General features: G+C 61.8%; 13 protein-coding genes. 6 read left to right on the forward strand and 7 right to left on the reverse strand.

Going from position 1 to position 16378, the window contains the following annotated elements:
- Positions 1 to 78: 78 nt before the first annotated feature.
- Genes FG13_RS23530 through nosZ form a run of 6 tightly spaced genes read right to left on the reverse strand, consistent with a single transcriptional unit; the run spans position 79 to position 7769 of the window.
- Positions 79 to 600, reverse strand: coding sequence for a nitrous oxide reductase accessory protein NosL (locus FG13_RS23530; protein ID WP_035824855.1), 522 nt, complete (start codon positions 598 to 600; stop codon positions 79 to 81).
- Positions 597 to 1421, reverse strand: a complete 825-nt coding sequence (locus FG13_RS23535) for an ABC transporter permease (RefSeq protein ID WP_200880309.1) — start codon at positions 1419 to 1421, stop codon at positions 597 to 599. The genes FG13_RS23530 and FG13_RS23535 overlap by 4 nt, the downstream gene beginning before the upstream one ends.
- The gene (locus FG13_RS23540; RefSeq protein ID WP_035824858.1) at positions 1405 to 2358 is read right to left on the reverse strand and encodes an ABC transporter ATP-binding protein; all 954 of its coding nucleotides are present in this window, start codon (positions 2356 to 2358) and stop codon (positions 1405 to 1407) included. The genes FG13_RS23535 and FG13_RS23540 overlap by 17 nt, the downstream gene beginning before the upstream one ends.
- On the reverse strand, positions 2327 to 3595 hold the full coding sequence (locus tag FG13_RS23545) for a nitrous oxide reductase family maturation protein NosD (protein WP_035828649.1): 1269 nt from the start codon (positions 3593 to 3595) through the stop codon (positions 2327 to 2329). The genes FG13_RS23540 and FG13_RS23545 overlap by 32 nt, the downstream gene beginning before the upstream one ends.
- Positions 3596 to 3624: 29 nt before the next feature.
- On the reverse strand, positions 3625 to 5802 hold the full coding sequence (locus FG13_RS23550; RefSeq protein WP_035824860.1) for a NosR/NirI family protein: 2178 nt from the start codon (positions 5800 to 5802) through the stop codon (positions 3625 to 3627).
- Between the two features lie 53 nt (positions 5803 to 5855).
- Positions 5856 to 7769: a TAT-dependent nitrous-oxide reductase gene (gene nosZ, locus FG13_RS23555; RefSeq protein WP_051959385.1), complete on the reverse strand. Its 1914-nt coding sequence runs from the start codon at positions 7767 to 7769 to the stop codon at positions 5856 to 5858.
- Between the two features lie 302 nt (positions 7770 to 8071).
- Between nosZ and FG13_RS23560 the strand changes: the two genes are divergently transcribed.
- Both FG13_RS23560 and lpxC read left to right on the forward strand, forming a co-directional pair.
- Complete coding sequence (locus tag FG13_RS23560) at positions 8072 to 8914, forward strand: DMT family transporter (RefSeq protein WP_035824862.1); 843 nt, start codon at positions 8072 to 8074, stop codon at positions 8912 to 8914.
- Positions 8915 to 8964: 50 nt separating this feature from the next.
- Positions 8965 to 9900, forward strand: a complete 936-nt coding sequence (gene lpxC, locus FG13_RS23565) for a UDP-3-O-acyl-N-acetylglucosamine deacetylase (protein WP_035824864.1) — start codon at positions 8965 to 8967, stop codon at positions 9898 to 9900.
- 129 nt (positions 9901 to 10029) lie between these two features.
- Here lpxC and FG13_RS23570 read toward each other — a convergent pair whose 3' ends face one another.
- Positions 10030 to 10539 (reverse strand): DciA family protein, encoded by a 510-nt coding sequence (locus FG13_RS23570; RefSeq protein ID WP_034748833.1) that lies wholly within the window; start codon positions 10537 to 10539, stop codon positions 10030 to 10032.
- A gap of 279 nt (positions 10540 to 10818) precedes the next feature.
- Here FG13_RS23570 and secA point away from each other — a divergent pair, with 279 nt between their 5' ends.
- The 4 genes from secA to FG13_RS23590 all read left to right on the forward strand — a co-directional run bounded on the left by secA (position 10819) and on the right by FG13_RS23590 (position 16278).
- Positions 10819 to 13587: a preprotein translocase subunit SecA gene (gene secA / locus FG13_RS23575; protein WP_035824866.1), complete on the forward strand. Its 2769-nt coding sequence runs from the start codon at positions 10819 to 10821 to the stop codon at positions 13585 to 13587.
- 155 nt (positions 13588 to 13742) lie between these two features.
- Positions 13743 to 14981 carry a bifunctional glutamate N-acetyltransferase/amino-acid acetyltransferase ArgJ gene (argJ, locus tag FG13_RS23580; protein ID WP_034748831.1) on the forward strand — a complete coding sequence of 413 codons (1239 nt, stop codon included), beginning with the start codon at positions 13743 to 13745 and terminating at the stop codon, positions 14979 to 14981.
- A complete protein-coding gene (locus tag FG13_RS23585; protein ID WP_035824868.1) occupies positions 14978 to 15859 on the forward strand; it encodes an ATP-binding protein in 882 nt (293 codons plus the stop codon). Before argJ ends, FG13_RS23585 begins: the two co-directional genes overlap by 4 nt.
- The gene (locus FG13_RS23590) at positions 15856 to 16278 is read left to right on the forward strand and encodes an NUDIX domain-containing protein (protein WP_035824870.1); all 423 of its coding nucleotides are present in this window, start codon (positions 15856 to 15858) and stop codon (positions 16276 to 16278) included. The genes FG13_RS23585 and FG13_RS23590 overlap by 4 nt, the downstream gene beginning before the upstream one ends.
- Positions 16279 to 16378 lie beyond the last annotated feature (100 nt).

The raw sequence follows: 16378 nt of genomic DNA on the forward strand, positions 1-16378 counted from the left end.
AGTAAGTCGGCAAATGCCGGGGTAAAAACGGACCGGCGCTTTCCGCCGAACGGCAATGCCGGCCCAGGCGGTGGTGCTTCAATGCGCCATGGCGTGCGTCGGCATGGCGCCGCTGGCTTCGTTCAGCAGGGCCGGCGTGATCTGCTTGAAGCGCAGCACGCGGCCGCCTTCCTTGCGAACAAACGCTTCCGCGTCCACCTGCCGGCTGAACGAGGCGATGGCCGGGCCCATCGAGCCCTGCGCCTTGCTGCCTAATACATAGAGCGCGTCGTGTGCTCCGATCCAGTGGCCTTGCGGCTGTTGCCAGTTGGCGCTGCCCATGTCCTGTACGTAGAAGGCGCTGGTGGCGCGACGCTGTTCCGGCGCCAGCATTTCACCGAGCAGTTCTTTTACGTCGCAGAAGTAGCTGGTCTTGCCGTCGGCGAAGCGAACCTGCGCTTTCGGCCCAGGGAAGTCGCGCAGCAGCATGCCGTCCAGCGCACACGCGGCTTCGTCGGACGGATCAATGGCTGGCAGGCTGGTGGCGCTGTACGTGCAGGCGGCCAGCGCAAGGGTGGCCAGTGCGGCCAGCGCGCTCCTGCGCAGGTGGAAAATAGTCATGAAAATCTCCTGAGTGCGATAGAAAACGGTAAAAAAATCCAGGCTAGCATCACGCCCGACAGCAGCGCCGGGTGGGTCCAGCCTTGCGGCATCACGGTGGCCAGGCCATACATGGCTTGCGCCTGGTCCGAGCTGAACACGTTCAGCAGGCGAAATACGTCGGCCGGGTTCAGCATCAGCATGGCGGCGAACAGGCCGCTACCGAGCTGGCCCTGGCTGAGCACCATCACCCCCATCAGCAGCAGGTCGAACACCAGCACGAACAGGAACCACAGCGCCAGTGCAATGCCGCTGGCGCGGACGCGGTCGCGGGTGCTGACCGATACCAGCATGGCAATGCTGAGGAAGGCCAGTCCCATCAGCACGGCGCTGGCGACGAATTGGGCGTAGCGCCAGCCCTCGGCCACAGTCAGTTGCGAGAACAGCGGCAGCAGGCCGGCGCCAAAGCCGATCGCGGTGGCGCTGGTGAGCGCCGCCGCCAGGCCGAGATATTTACCGAGCAGCACTTCCAGCGGCGTCACCGGCATCGACAGCAGCAGTTCCAGCGCACCGCGCTCGCGCTCGCCGACAATCGCGTCATAGCCGAGTATCAGGGCGATCAGCGGCACCAGATAGATCACCAGGCTGGACAGGCTGGCGATGGTGGCGTCGATGCCGTGGAAACCAACCTGTCCCTGCTGGGCTGCGCCGAAGTAGGCGATGGCCAGCGCGAAGAAGGCAAACACCAGCGCCACGGCCAGCACCCAGCGGTTGCGCAGCCGGTCACGCCATTCTTTTGCGGCCAGCACGCCGACCTGGCGCCATTCAATGCGTGCGCGCATGGGTGCCTCCGTAGCCGAGAAATACTTGTTCCAATGTCGATTCCTGAATCGCGATGTCGTCGGCGCAAGCGGCCAGCTGGCGCAGCACCGCCATCTTGTCGGCCCTGGCGCAGCGCACGTGCAGCTGTTCGCCATGCGCCTCCAGCGCCAGCTCCAGCGGCAACGCGGCCAGCGCCGCGCGCACGCCCGCCTGCAGCGCAGGCGCAATCGTGGCGGTAATGGTCAGCATCCGGGGCGCATGGGTACCCGTCCGCAGCTGCCTCAGCGTGCCTTGCGCGGCCACCGTGCCGCTCTGCATGATGAGCAGCTGGTCGACCCTGTGCTCGATCTCTGCCAGGATGTGCGAGGTGATGATGATGGTGGCGCCGCGGTCCTGCGCGGTGCGCAAGATGGCGTAAAAGTCGGCGATGCCTTGCGGGTCCAATCCGTTGGTCGGCTCATCGAGGAAGATCAGGTCCGGCTCGCCCAGCAGAGCCTGCGCCAGGCCGAGCCGCTGGCGCATGCCCTTGGAGTACCCCTGTACCGGCCGCGCGGCGGCATGCGTCAGGCCCACCAGGTCGAGCAACGGTGCGCAAGCAGCGCGCGCAATGTGCTTCAAGTCCGCAAAAAAGTGCAGTACTTCCTGGCCACTCAGGTTATCGTAGGTGAGAAAACTTTCCGGCAGATAGCCGACGCGCCGGCGCGTCTGGCGAAAGGCAGGTTCGGCCGCGTTCTGGCCCAGTACGTGCAGCGTGCCGGCGCAGGGCGTGATCAGACCGAGCATCAGCTTGAATAGCGTACTCTTGCCGGCGCCATTGTGGCCGATCAGGCCGAACATGGCGCCATGGGCGATGTCAAAGCTGACGTCCTGCAGCACCGTGAGCGCGCCGTAGCGATGCCGGATGCCGCGCAGGCTGACGGCGGCTTCAGTTGTATTCGATGCGGGGAGTGATGTCATTCCATTTCTTCCAATTCTGTGAGAGCGGGCGCATGCGCGGATGGCGGTCGACTACGCTTGGCGCGCGCAGCAGCGGAAATTGACGCGCGGCAAAGCGCAGCGTCTGCAGCGCGGGGCTGGCGCCGAGCAGCTTGAGCAGCGGGTATTGCCAGTTCAGACGGTCAACCAGGTCGTTCGCTTCATACGCCACGTCACCCTGGCCGTCGCCGTTCTGGTCCCAGCCGTTGTAATTGCTCCAGTAGTTGCCTTCCTGTTTGCCCCATTCGACATCGCGCGCGGCAACAAAGCGCACCTGCTCCTGGTTGCCGATGAAGTCGTTGCCATCGACTTGGTTGTTCGACGAGCCGGCCGACAGGTGCACGCCGGTGCGGTTATTGATGATCAGGTTGTAGCGCAGCGTGTTGTACTCGGCGTCATAGATGAAAAAACCACGGTCGTTGCCGGCCACCACGTTGTCTTCGATCAGCGAGTCCTGGATGGTGCGCAGCATGATGCCGTGATCGGTATTGCCCCACGCGATATTGCGGCGCACGGTCAGGCTGCGCACCTCCATCAGCGCCAGCCCGGCCCGGCTCAGATATACCTCGTTGTCTTCCCAGGTACTGTGGTGGGTGTTCATGTAGTGCGTGCCGTAGCGGACATGGTGGATGCGGTTGTGGCGAAATTGCGCGTCGCGCGAGACGTCGACATAGATGCCGTCGCGCGTGCCGCTGATTTCGTTGCCGGTGACGCGCGCTCCGCGCGTGTCGTACACCTGGATGCCATTGCCGCGCTGCGCCGATTGCAGGTCGCGCCGGCCGGTGATGGTGTTGTTCAGCAAGCGCGCATCGTCAACGCCTTGCAGCCAGATGCCGAACAGGTTGGCGACCAGTCGACAGTCGTTGATCTGTACGCGATGCGCGCCAGGCACGATATAAATGCCGGCGTTCTGCGCAGTGAGGTCCGCGCCGCTGTCGATCACGATCAGGCCGATCAGGGTGACATCGGGGGCGGTGATGCGGATGGTGTCGCCGTGCCCTTGGCCGCTGATGGTGGGATGGCTGCGCCCTTGCAGCGTCAGCGCCTTGTCGACCAGCACGTGTTCGTTATACCTGCCGGGTGCGATCAGCAGTGTGTCGCCTTTCTGCGCACTGGCGATGGCCGCATTGATCGACGTGCCCGGCGCCACTTCCAGCACGGCGGCGGCCAGGCCCGGCCCATAGCCGGCCAGTATGACTGCCAGCACCAGCGTGCGCATCAGCGCCAGCAGGGCGGAAGGCGCCAGCCTCATGCGTCTTCCTTGCCTTGCGACGGCAGCGTTGAGCGCAAGCTGTCGAGCGTAAGGAAATAGCCGTCGGCGCCGATACGCGTCAGCGCTTCGCCCTTGGCAGCGCGCCGCTTGCGCTCTTTCACCAGGGGTGGACAGGCGTGATCGTCGTAGTACATCACCATGCAGTCCAGGCACAGCATGCATTCCATCTGATCGATTTTGCCTTGGCTGTCGATGGCGTGCGAGCCGCAACCGGCGGCGCAGGCGTGGCAGCTGGTGCATTCTGCCTTGCGCTTCAGACCGAACAGACGGAACTTGCCGGGCAGCGCCAGGCCCGCGCCCATCGGGCACAGGTATTTGCAGTAGGGGCGCTCGCTGAACAGCGACAGGCCCAGAATGGCGCCGATAAAGAGCCAGAATGGCCAGCTGCGGTTCCATACGCCGACCAGGAAAGTGGTCTTGAAGGGTTCGATTTCGGCCAGATGTTCGGCCGTCTCCATTGAGAACAGGGATACGCCGATCAGGCCGAAGAAGATGACGTACTTCAGCCAGCGCAGCTTGTCGTGCAGTGGCTTTGGCAGCAGTTTCTGCCAGCGTTTCAGGCCGATGGCGGAACCGAGTTTCAGCATCAGGTGCTGCAGCGAGCCGAATGGACATAACCAGCCGCAGAACAGGCCGCGTCCCCAGATCAGCACCGTGATGATGATGAACCACCAGAACAGGAAGATGAAGGGATCGGACAGGAACAGCTCCCAGCGCCATTGATGGATCAGCGAATGGAGCCAGGTCATGATCTGCGTGATGCTGGGCTGCGCCTTCAGGTAGAAACCGATGAAGCCGGCGCTGATGATCCACAGCACCAGCCGCGGCCAGCTGATCAAAGGCTTGTGCTTGCGCGTCGATGCACGCACCAGCCGGTCGCGTCGTGCGTACCAGATGGCGGTAAACAACAGGGTGGCGACGAAGAAGCCGATTTGCGCAATCCGGTCCAGCCAGATGTTTTGCCACGCCGGGCGCGCCGTCACCACTTTCGGATGGCCGCCTTCCAGATAGCGGGCCGGCAGCCAGTATGTCTGGTCGTAGTGGGTGAAGGTCTTGGCGCCCTTGGCGTCCACCTGATTGACCAGCAGCGTCAGCGTCCAGGGCCACGCCGGATTGAAGTGTTTCGAGCGGACGATGAAGATGCCCGATTCGCGGTATTGGGGCACATCGCCGGGCTGCAGGTGATACAGATTGAGATAGTCGGTATCGCGGAAGGTGTAGGTTTCAGGATCTTGCCGCACCTGGATGCGGTCGTAGATGCCGCCGCGCACAAAGCCCGAGCCCTTGAACGATGTCTGGCCGCTGGCGATGACGAAGATTGCATGCTCGTCCGGCTTGAGGTCGCGCATCAGGCGCTGGTAGTTGTCCTCGCCCAGCAGGCTGTTGCCCAGCGTCGGCGTGTTGAGGTAGCCAAAGTAGAGATCGATGTAGTCGCCGCGTGCGCTGTCGGCGCCGACTTCGCGCGCGGTGATCGTCAGGCGGCCGACCGAGCCCTCGTCGGCCAGCTTGCCCCAGTTGAGGCGCTCGTCGAGCGGCGTGAAGCGGGCTGGCGGCCGCGCCGCCGCAGTGAAGATGCCGACCTGGCGGCCGATCTCATAGGCGCTGCGGGAAATTACCTGGTTCTCGGCGATGGCCGTCACGGTGGCGCCGCTGATCGCGTCCAATCCCACGCTGCCATCGCCGCCACGGCCAATTTCCAGCCTGGCGTCACCGCGCAGGCCGACATATTGTCCGATGAACTTGAGCAGCGCCGATTCCGGTATGCCGGCCAGCAGGATCGGTTCGGAATGCTTGATCACGCGCACGCCGGTAATGATGCCTGCGGTGTCCATGCCGATCAGTGTAATGACCGGCTTGCCGGAATAGGCGGGAATATCCACCACGTCGGTTGACAGGAAAACGTAGCCAACGAGCTTGCCGCCGGCGTCCAGCGCTTGCACATAGCGTGGAGAACCCATGCGCTGCGAGAAGCGCTGTGCTTGCGGCATCACGTCGCGGCAGGCGGCATGCGCGCACAGGTCGGCGCCGTGCAACAGTTCGGAGGAAAGTTCAGCGTCGTAGATGTTGGCGGCGGCGATGGGCGGCGCCAGCATAGCCAGTAACATCAAGCACGACGCCAGCGAATTGAACAAGGTTTTTAAAGTAGTCGTCATGAGAATATGCCATGCCGGCTGACGCATCAGCCGGCATGGACTTGCGGGACAACTCAGGCTTCAACCAGGAAACGGCTACGCATTTCCAGATGCAGGGCGTGGCAGAAGTGCGTGCAATACAACCAGAACGCACCGGCGTGATCGGCCTTGAAAGTGACCGACTTGGTTTCCTGCGGATTGACGATAAAGTTGATGTTGTAGGTCGGGATGGCGCAACCGTGGGTCAAATCTTCGACCTTGTCGTAGTTGGTCAGGGTGAGCGTGACTTCATCGCCTTTTTTGACCTTGATGACCGGCATGCTGAACGCCGGCGCTTGCGACATCAGACGCACATGCACCTTGTTGCCCTTGCGCTCGATGCCGGCGTTTTCCGGCGTGACGGCATTCGGGAAGTCGGTCATGGTGTGGATCTGGCGCGTCTTGACCACGTCGCGGCGCACGATAATGCCATCGTGCGGTTCCGGGTAGGCAGTGTGATCGGCTATCAGCTTCATGCTGGCGCCGCTGATGTCGACCAACTGTTCGGTTTCAGGATGCAGCGGGCCGACTGGCAGGAAGCGGTCCTTGGAGAACTTGTTGCCGGAGTTGAGGTATTTGCCGTCAGCTTCCCTGGTCTCACCCATCGATGAGTAGTTATGGCCCGGCTGGTAGTGCACGTCCAGCTTCTCGATGATGACCTTGGCGTTTTTGTCGCCCTTGAACTGGGCAATGGCTGCATCCACATTCCATTTGACGGCTTGGCTGTCGAGGAACAGCGAGGTATAGGCGTTGCCCCTGCCGTCGAAGGCGGTGTGCAGCGGGCCGAGGCCGATTTCCGGTTCGGCCACCACGGTGTCGCGCGGATCCTTGACGTTACCGTCGAACCACTGCAGCACCTTGCTCAATTCAATCACGGTGGCGGTCGGCGACAGCTTGCCGGAGCAGACGAAGTATTTTCCGTCCGGGCTGGCGTTGACGCCATGCGGGTTCTTGCTGACCGGGACGTACAGCGAGATCGCGCTTTTCGGATCGGCATTGGCAGCCTTGCGGCCATCGACCACGGGGACCTTGGAACTGCCGATGGTGGTGAACTTGCCTGCCTTGACCAGGGCCTCGACGCGTTCGATATGCAGGAACACGCAGGCATCGCGCTCGGCCGCCATCATGCCGTTCAGGTCGGCGGCGTTTTCCACGTTGTACTGGTTGCAGGCGGCCAGCTTGCCGTCGTACGAGGTGGCGCACAGATCCATATTGCCGTCAACGCGCACCTGCCACATCACTTCCATGGTCTCTGCGCTGACGCAGCTGAACAACGCACCCCACTTGTCCGGATTGTCCAGGTCGCGGCCGTCGTTCGGCAACGGGATATGGAATTCGGCGCCGCAGAACACGCGGGTGGTGTAGTCAATCTTCTGGTCGACCGGATCGCGCTTGTCAGGGAACAGGCCGTGGAAGCCGGCCACATTCGGCAGTTCGGTGATCTTGTCGCATTCCATGGTGTCCATGCGGATGCGCGCCACGCGTGAATGCAGCTTGTCGTTGATGAACAGCCAGCGGCCGTCATACGTGCCGTTCTTGTAGCTGCCGTGGACGTGGTGGGTGTCGCCGGTGATGTATTTCAGCGTACCGTCGGGCTTGGTGCCGATGATGGCTTTCGATTCATTGGTAATACCCCAGCCGACCATGCAATCGACGTTGAACACCGGGATGCGCTTGAGCGTGCGCCCGGAAGGCAGGCCGAGCACCCGCGCTTCGCCCGAATGGCCGGAACTGATGAAAGCATAGTAGTCGTCCAGCTGGCCTGGCGCGATCTCGGTGCCGTGGTGTGCGGCCGGTGCGGCAGCGCTCTTGCCGCCGGCGGCAGCTTCCTCCTTGCAGCCGGCCAGGCCCAGCGTGACGCCTGCCAGGCCCAGTGCGGCGCTCTTGCCGAGAAAGCCGCGGCGGCTCGACGGCGTGTCGTTGGTGGTATCCATCTTCTTGCTGTCCATCTCTCGTTCTCCATCGTTGCAAAATTATAAACAGGCATTTTACATACATCTTTTAAAAAAACGATGACGTGGATCAAGCATTTCAGGCACCGCCGCCGCGATTGCGGCAGTACTTGATCCAGGCACTGTTTTCGTCGTCGCCCCTGATGAGCTGGCCGGCTTGCTATAATCAATCCCGGCAGCGCCTCCGCTGTGCTGGCTCCGGACGTCGCCATAATGACGTTCCCAGTGGTCCGCCCCGGGCCTGTCGTAAGGAGCTTTCCCTGTCTTCTCGTCAAGAAAATCTGCACAGCATCTATGCGATGCTGATTGCGGTCGCCATGTTCTCGTGCATGGATACCGCCATGAAGCTGCTGTCTGCCCATTATCCCGCCACTCAGGTCACGGCGATGCGCTCGCTCAGTTCGTTGCCACTGCTGTGCGGCTACATGCTGTACCGCGGTGCGTTCAAGGGCATCTTGCGCATACGCTGGCCGATGCACCTGTTGCGCGCCGCACTCGGCATCGCCATGCTGACCACCTTTGCCTTCGGGCTGAAGTCGCTGTCGCTGGCCGAGGCATATTCGATCTTCTTCATCGCGCCGGCTTTGATCACGGCGCTGTCGGTGTGGGTGCTGAAGGAGCACGTGGGCCGCGGGCAGTGGGTGGCGATTGGCGTCGGCCTGCTGGGCGTGCTGGTGGTGCTGCGCCCCGAAGGCACCGGCTTCCTGTCGCTGGGCGGGCTGGCGATTCTGGTGGCAGCTGCCTGCTACGCCGTGTCGGCCATTAGCGCGCGCGTGCTGGCGCGCACCGACAGCACCGAGGCGATGATGTTCTGGCTGCTGACGCTGATGTCGGTTGGCGCAGTAACGCTGGCGTGGAATATCTGGGTGCCTGTGCGTGCCGAACATGGCTCAATCTTGATGGTGCTGGCGCTGTCGGGCTTCTTCGGGCAGTTGGCGATCACCAAGGCCTTCAGCACCGGCAAGGCGTCAATCGTGGCGCCGTTCGAGTACACGGCGCTGGCCTGGGGCGTGGCGATAGACTGGCTGCTGTGGCAGGCGCTGCCGGATCGCTATACCTTGCTTGGCGCGGCGATCATTATCTCCAGCGGCATCTACCTGGTGCGGCGCGAGGCCGTGCATGTGGAAAGTGAGCATCCCTAGCATTTCTTTGCCGGTCAGCATTCCACGCCGCAACTGGATATAATCGTGCCATGTTAAAACAACGCACCATCAAACAACAGGTCCGCACCATCGGTGTCGGTTTGCACTCCGGCACCAAGGTCGAGCTGATCCTGCGTCCTGCCGCGATCGACACGGGCATCGTGTTTCGCCGCATCGACCTCGATCCCATCGTCGAGTTCCCCGCCAGCGCGATGGCCGTGGGCGACACGCGCATGGCTTCCGTGCTGATCAAGGATGGCGCCAGGGTGTCTACCGTGGAACATCTGATGTCGGCCGCGGCCGGCCTGGGCGTGGACAATATGGTTATCGACGTGAATGCGGAAGAAATTCCCATCATGGACGGTTCCGCCTCGTCCTTCGTCTACCTGCTGCAGCAGGCAGGCGTGGAAGAGCAGCAGGCGGCGAAGAAATTCATCAAGGTCGTCAAGCCCGTGGAAGTGCGTCACGGCAAGGGCGACGCGGAGAAATGGGCGCGTTTGTCGCCGTACGACGGCTTCAAGCTCGATTTCTTCATCGAATTCAATCATCCGGCCGTCGATGGCACGATGCAGCGCGCCTCGGTCGATTTCGGCGACGTGTCGTACGTGCACGATGTGGCCCGCGCACGCACCTTCGGTTTCATGCAGGACGTGGAAAGCTTGCGCGGCATGGGCCTGGCCCGTGGCGGTTCGCTGGAAAACGCCATCGTCATGGACGAATACCGCATCCTGAATGCGGACGGCTTGCGCTATGAAGACGAGTTCGTGCGCCACAAGATCCTCGACGCCATCGGCGACCTGTACCTGGTGGGCCACCCCTTGCTCGCGTACTACACGGCGCACAAGTCGGGCCACGCGCTGAACAACCAACTGCTGCTGGCGCTGCTGGAACAGCCGGAAGCGTATGAAATCGTCTCGTTCGCCACGAACGAGGCGGCGCCGCAATCGTATTTGCGCCAGATGGAGCGTGAGTGGTCGCTGACGTAGGTCGGATGAGCGGGGCGACGCCCCGCGTAATCCGACAACCATGTTGGCACTGATCGTGGTGTTGTCGGATTACGGCCCGAAGGCCCTAATCCGACCTACGCGATATGCGTTAATTTAGCGCCGTTATTCTCAGTCCTTTGGTTCGCGGTGGTGGCGGACCATATTGCGCAGCGCCGCGATCAATTGCTCGTTCTGTTTTGACGCGGGCAGGGCCGTGCTCAGCTCTTCCAGGGCAGACATGGCTTTTTCCGGCAAGACCAGCGCCCGCGTATGCACGATGGGTGCGATGCTCTTGATGACTTGCACTTTCAGCTTGATGCCTGAAATCTGCCAGCCCTTTCTTTCCAGTTCCCCTTGCAACTTCGGCAATTGTTGCTTGAGCTTGGCCGCGAGCGCTGCGTTCGGCGTGGCCAGCACCAGTTGACCGCCTTCGAATTGCAGGATGTCGCAATGCTCGAACATGGCCGGCAAGGCCTTGGCGCAATCCTTTTGCAGGGCGGCCAGGCGCGTGACGGTGGGCATCAATGAGGCCATCGTCGCGTTGCCGCGCAGAAAATCGGTTGCGCCCGTGACGGCCGGGCCTGAACGGGCAAAGCCGTAGCCGCGGCGCGGCGCCGGAGAATAAGTGGGAGTTCGCATGGCCGAAACATAGCACACTCGCCCGCGCATGACGAGTGCGGCGGCGGGTGCGGCGTGGGTGGGCGGGCCGTATTGCCTTACAGTATGGAAAATGTCCGCAATTTCTGCCATTTGTTTGTCATTAAGCTATTGTTATATGGCGCATTACCCCAACCATGTCGGGAACGCATGATAAAATCATCGTCTTTTGCCATAGTCGAACTCCGTGCGGTGACGCGATTACTCCCTCGTTGTTCCCTACCGAGCTTTTTTTAACGGCGTTTTTTCAAGAATTCAAGCATGTCATTACTGACCCAGATTTTCGGTAGCCGCAACCAGCGGCTGCTCAAGCAATACCAAAAAACGGTACGCGAGATCAATGCGCTCGAGCCGGCCATCGAAAAGCTGTCGGATGCCGAGCTGCAAGCGAAGACGCCTGCCTTCAAGGAACGCATCGCCGCTGGCGAATCGCTCGATGCCTTGTTGCCGGAAGCATTTGCCGTCTGCCGCGAGGCCAGCAAGCGCGTCCTGCGCATGCGCCATTTCGATGTGCAGATGATCGGCGGCATGGTCTTGCATTTCGGTAAGATCGCGGAGATGGGCACGGGCGAGGGCAAGACCCTGATGGCCACCTTGCCAGCCTACCTGAATGCCCTGTCGGGCAAGGGCGTGCATATCGTCACCGTCAATGATTACCTGGCGCAGCGCGATGCCGAGACCATGGGCCGTCTGTATGCATGGCTGGGCCTGTCGACTGGCGTGAACATGTCGCAGATGGAGCACAGCGCCAAGCAGCAGGCGTACAACTCCGACATCACGTATGGCACCAACAATGAATTCGGTTTCGACTTCTTGCGCGACAACATGGTCTACGAAGCGCGCGAACGCGTGCAGCGCAGCCTGAACTTCGGCATCGTCGATGAAGTCGACTCGATCCTGATCGATGAAGCGCGTACGCCATTGATCATTTCGGGCCAGGCCGAGAACCATACCGACCTGTATCACAAGATCAATGAAGTGCCTGCGCGCCTGACCCTGCAGATCGGCGAAGAAACGCCGGACGGCAAGGGCAAGGTTGACGTGCCGGGCGACTACACCAAGGATGAAAAAGCGCACCAGGTGCTGCTGACGGAAGCCGGCCATGAAAAGGCCGAAGGCATCCTGATGGAAATGGGCCTGCTGCCGGAAGGCGCGTCGCTGTACGATTCGGCCAACATCACGCTCGTGCATCACCTGTATGCGGCCCTGCGCGCGCATGCGCTGTACTTCAAGGATCAGCACTATGTGGTGCAGAACAATGAAGTGGTGATCGTCGATGAATTCACGGGCCGTCTGATGACGGGCCGCCGCTGGTCCGATGGCCTGCACCAGGCCGTCGAAGCGAAAGAAGGCGTCAAGATCCAGAACGAGAACCAGACCCTGGCCTCGATCACCTTCCAGAACTACTTCCGCATGTACGCCAAGCTGGCCGGCATGACCGGTACGGCCGATACCGAAGCATACGAATTCCAGGAAATCTACGGCCTGGAAACGGTCGTGATCCCGCAAAACCGTCCGCTGCAGCGCAAGGACCGCCAGGATCAGGTCTACAAATCGTCGGCCGAGAAATACAACGCGATGTTGAACGACATCCGCGACTGCTACGAGCGCGGCCAGCCCGTGCTGGTCGGTACGACTTCGATCGAGAACTCGGAACTGCTGTCGGGCATTCTGACCAAGGCCAATTTGCCGCACAACGTGCTGAATGCGAAGCAGCATGCGCGCGAAGCGGAAATCATCGCCCAGGCAGGCCGTCCGAAAGCCATCACCATCGCCACCAACATGGCCGGTCGCGGTACGGACATCGTGTTGGGCGGTAACGTCGAGAACCAGATCAAGTTCATCGAAGCCAATGCTGAACTGAGCGACGCCGACAAGGCAGCCCAGTCGCAGACCTTGCGCGATGAATGGCAATCGCTGCACGACCACGTGGTCAATGCGGGCGGCTTGCACATCATCGGCACCGAACGCCACGAATCGCGCCGCGTCGACAATCAATTGCGTGGCCGTGCCGGCCGCCAGGGCGATCCGGGTTCGTCGCGCTTCTACCTGTCGCTCGACGACGCGCTGCTGCGCATCTTCGCCGGCGACCGCGTGCGCGCCGTGATGGATCGTTTGAAAATGCCGGAAGGCGAACCGATCGAGGCAGGCATCGTCTCGCGTTCGATCGAATCGGCCCAGCGCAAGGTCGAGGCGCGCAACTTCGACATCCGCAAGCAATTGCTGGAATACGATGACGTCGCCAACGACCAGCGCAAGGTCATCTACCAGCAGCGTAACGAGCTGCTGGAAACGACCGATATCTCGGACATGATCGCTTCCCTGCGCCATGGCGTGTTCACCGACCTGGTGCACGAGTACGTGCCGCATGAATCGGTGGAAGAGCAGTGGGATATCAAGGGCCTGGAAAACACCCTGGCCGGCGAATGGCAGCTCGACTTGCCGCTGCAGCAAATGCTGGAAGCCGATGCGACCCTGACGGACGAAGAGATCCTGGACAAAGTGCTGGCCGCGGCCGACGCCGTGTACCAGTCGAAGATCGACATCGTCGGCAAGGAATCGTTTGGCGGCTTCGAACGCAATGTCATGCTGCAAAGCGTGGACAGCCACTGGCGCGAACACCTGGCGGCGCTCGATCACCTGCGCCAGGGTATTCATCTGCGCGGTTATGCGCAGAAGAACCCGAAACAGGAATACAAGCGTGAAGCGTTTGAACTGTTTGGCCAGATGCTCGACATGATCAAGAACGACGTGACGAAACACGTGATGACGGTACGCATCCAGTCACGCGAAGAAGTCGATGCGGCCGAACAGGCGATGCAGCAGTCGCACGTGGAAAACGTGCATTACCAGCACGCTGAATTCGACCCGAACGCGGCGCCGGAAGAACTGCTGGCGCCTGTGGCCGGCGGCAACATGGACAACGTCGACGACATGAGCGTGAGCATGGGTGTCAAAGTGGGGCGTAACGACCCATGCCCTTGCGGCAGCGGCAAGAAGTACAAAGCTTGTCATGGAAAATTGGCGTAAAGCCGGTTTGACAGCTTGAGCAAAAACGGAGACCGCGGTCTCCGTTTTTTTATGCCGTTTCAATTGACGCGCGCGCATCTGTCGGCGCGCATGTTCACCGGCGCCGCGAAGGCGCTACAATAGCGCTTCCATTTTCCCTCGCAGAAGAACTCACCATGGCCGTCAATTCTCCCAAGCCCGTCGCCGCCGACTTGAAAGCCGTCGCCGGCATTGAAATCGGTGTTGCCGAAGCCGGCATCAAGAAACCCAACCGCAAGGATTTGCTGGTATTGAAACTGGCGCCGACGGCCACCGTGGCCGGCGTGTTCACCTTGAACCGCTTTTGCGCCGCGCCCGTGCAAATTTCGAAAGCCAACCTGGCGGCAGTGACGGCCGGCGCCGCGCCTATCCGCGCGCTGCTGGTCAATACGGGCAACGCGAATGCGGGCACGGGCGAATCGGGCCTGGCCGACGCGCAGGCCAGCTGCGCCGCGCTGGCCGAGCTGCTGGGCTGCACGCCGCAGCAAATCCTGCCGTTTTCCACAGGCGTGATCCTGGAACCCTTGCCGGTCCAGCGCCTGGTCGCCGGCTTGCCGCAAGCCGTGGCCGCGCTGACGTCGGACAACTGGTTCTCGGCCGCCGAAGCCATCATGACCACCGATACGCAGCCGAAAGCCGGTTCGCGCACAGTCACCATCGGCGGCCACGCGGTGACCCTGACGGGCATCAGCAAGGGCGCCGGCATGATCAAGCCGAACATGGCCACCATGCTCGGTTTCCTCGCGTTCGATGCCACCGTGGCGCAACCGGTGCTGGACCAGCTGGTGAAGCAGGCAGCCGACAAATCGTTCAACTGCATCACCATCGACGGCGACACCTCCACCAATGACTCGTTCATGCTGGTGGCCACGGGCGCCGGCAGCCTGGTGATCGATTCCATCGATTCGCCGCACTATGCGGCACTGGCGGCGGCCGTCACCGAACTGTCTACTTTTCTCGCACAAGCCATCGTGCGCGACGGCGAAGGCGCGACCAAATTCATGACGGTCACGGTGGAAGACGGCCGCAACGTGGAAGAATGCCGCAAGATCGCCTATTCCATCGCCCACTCCCCGCTGGTGAAGACGGCTTTCTTCGCCTCCGATCCGAACCTGGGCCGCATCCTGGCCGCCATCGGCTACGCGGGCGTGGACGACCTGGACGTGGGCCAGCTGAACCTGTACCTGGACGACGTGTGGGTGGCCAAGAATGGCGGCCGCAATCCCGACTACCAGGAGCAGGATGGCCAGCGCGTGATGCAGCAAAGCGAAATCACCATCCGCGTCAAGCTGGCGCGCGGCGATGCCACGGCCACCCTGTGGACGTGCGACCTGTCGCATGACTACGTGTCGATCAACGCCGACTACCGCTCATGACCAGTCTCGATCAATTCCTGATCCGTGCCGAGCGGGTTCTGGCGCGCCTCGAGTCGATCTTGCCGCCGGCCTTGCCGGCCACCGACTGGAACAGCTTTGCCTTCCGCTGGCGCCGGCGCCAGGGCGCGCTGCCTTATTTGCAGGCCGTGGCCCACGTGTCGAACATCGCGTTGGATGACTTGCACAATATCGGCACGCAAAAGGCGCAGATCGAGCAGAACACGCGCCAGTTCGTCAGTAACCGTCCGGCCAACAATGTGCTGCTGACGGGCGCGCGCGGCACGGGCAAGTCCTCCTTGATCAAGGCTTGTCTGAACCAGTTCGCCGACCAGGGCTTGCGCCTGATCGAAGTCGACAAGGCCGACCTGGCCGACTTGCCCGACATCGTCGACCTGGTGGCGGCGCGCTCCGAGCGTTTCATCATCTTTTGCGACGACCTGTCGTTTGAAGAAGGCGAGAGCGGCTACAAGGCGCTGAAAGTGGCGCTCGACGGCAGCATCGCCGCGCAATCGGACAATGTGCTGATCTACGCCACCTCGAACCGCCGTCACCTGATGCCGGAACGGATGTCGGACAACAGCAGCTACAAGACGGACGATGATGGCGATCTGCATCCGGGTGAGACGGTGGAAGAGAAAATCTCGCTGTCCGAGCGCTTCGGCCTGTGGCTGTCGTTCTACCCGTTCAAGCAGGACGATTACCTCGATATCGCGGCGCACTGGCTGGCCTCGTTTGGCTGCACGCCGGAACAGATTGCGGGAGCACGCGGCGACGCCCTGCGCTGGGCCTTGCAGCGCGGTTCGCGTTCGGGCCGTGTCGCGTGGCAATTTGCACGCGACTATGCGGGGAAACTTCCTGCGGGAAAGTTGCCGCAATGAGCGACGTGAAAATCAAACCGGTGGACGTCGCCGTCGGCATCCTGATGAAGCCGAATGGCGACGTGCTGCTGGGCCAGCGCCCGGCCGGCAAGCCGTATGACGGCTATTGGGAATTTCCTGGCGGTAAAGTCGAAGCGGGCGAAGCCATTTTTGATGCCTTGAAACGCGAGTTCGTCGAGGAGCTGGGGCTGCATATCGACAGTGCCGAAGCCTGGTGCGGCGTCGAATATGTGTATCCGCACGCCCATGTGCGCCTGCATTTCTACATCAGCCGCGAATGGCGGGGCGAGCCGCAAAGCCTGGAAGGGCAGGCGTTCGCCTGGCAGGGCACGGTCGGCGTGGAACCCCTGCTGCCGGCCACCATTCCCCTGCTGGAATGGTTGGATGAGGTACGCCGGGAATCCCTCTTGCCCGCCTGATCCCCACACTTGTGCCAGCGGGCAGCAGCATGCTGCGTGCTGGCGCAAGCTTTCCTCTTACTTTCCTTGTATCGCGCGCGCTTTGCGCTACAGTGCTTTC

The organism is Janthinobacterium sp. RA13 (assembly GCF_000745325.1).
GTDB classification, from domain to species: domain Bacteria; phylum Pseudomonadota; class Gammaproteobacteria; order Burkholderiales; family Burkholderiaceae_D; genus Janthinobacterium; species Janthinobacterium rivuli.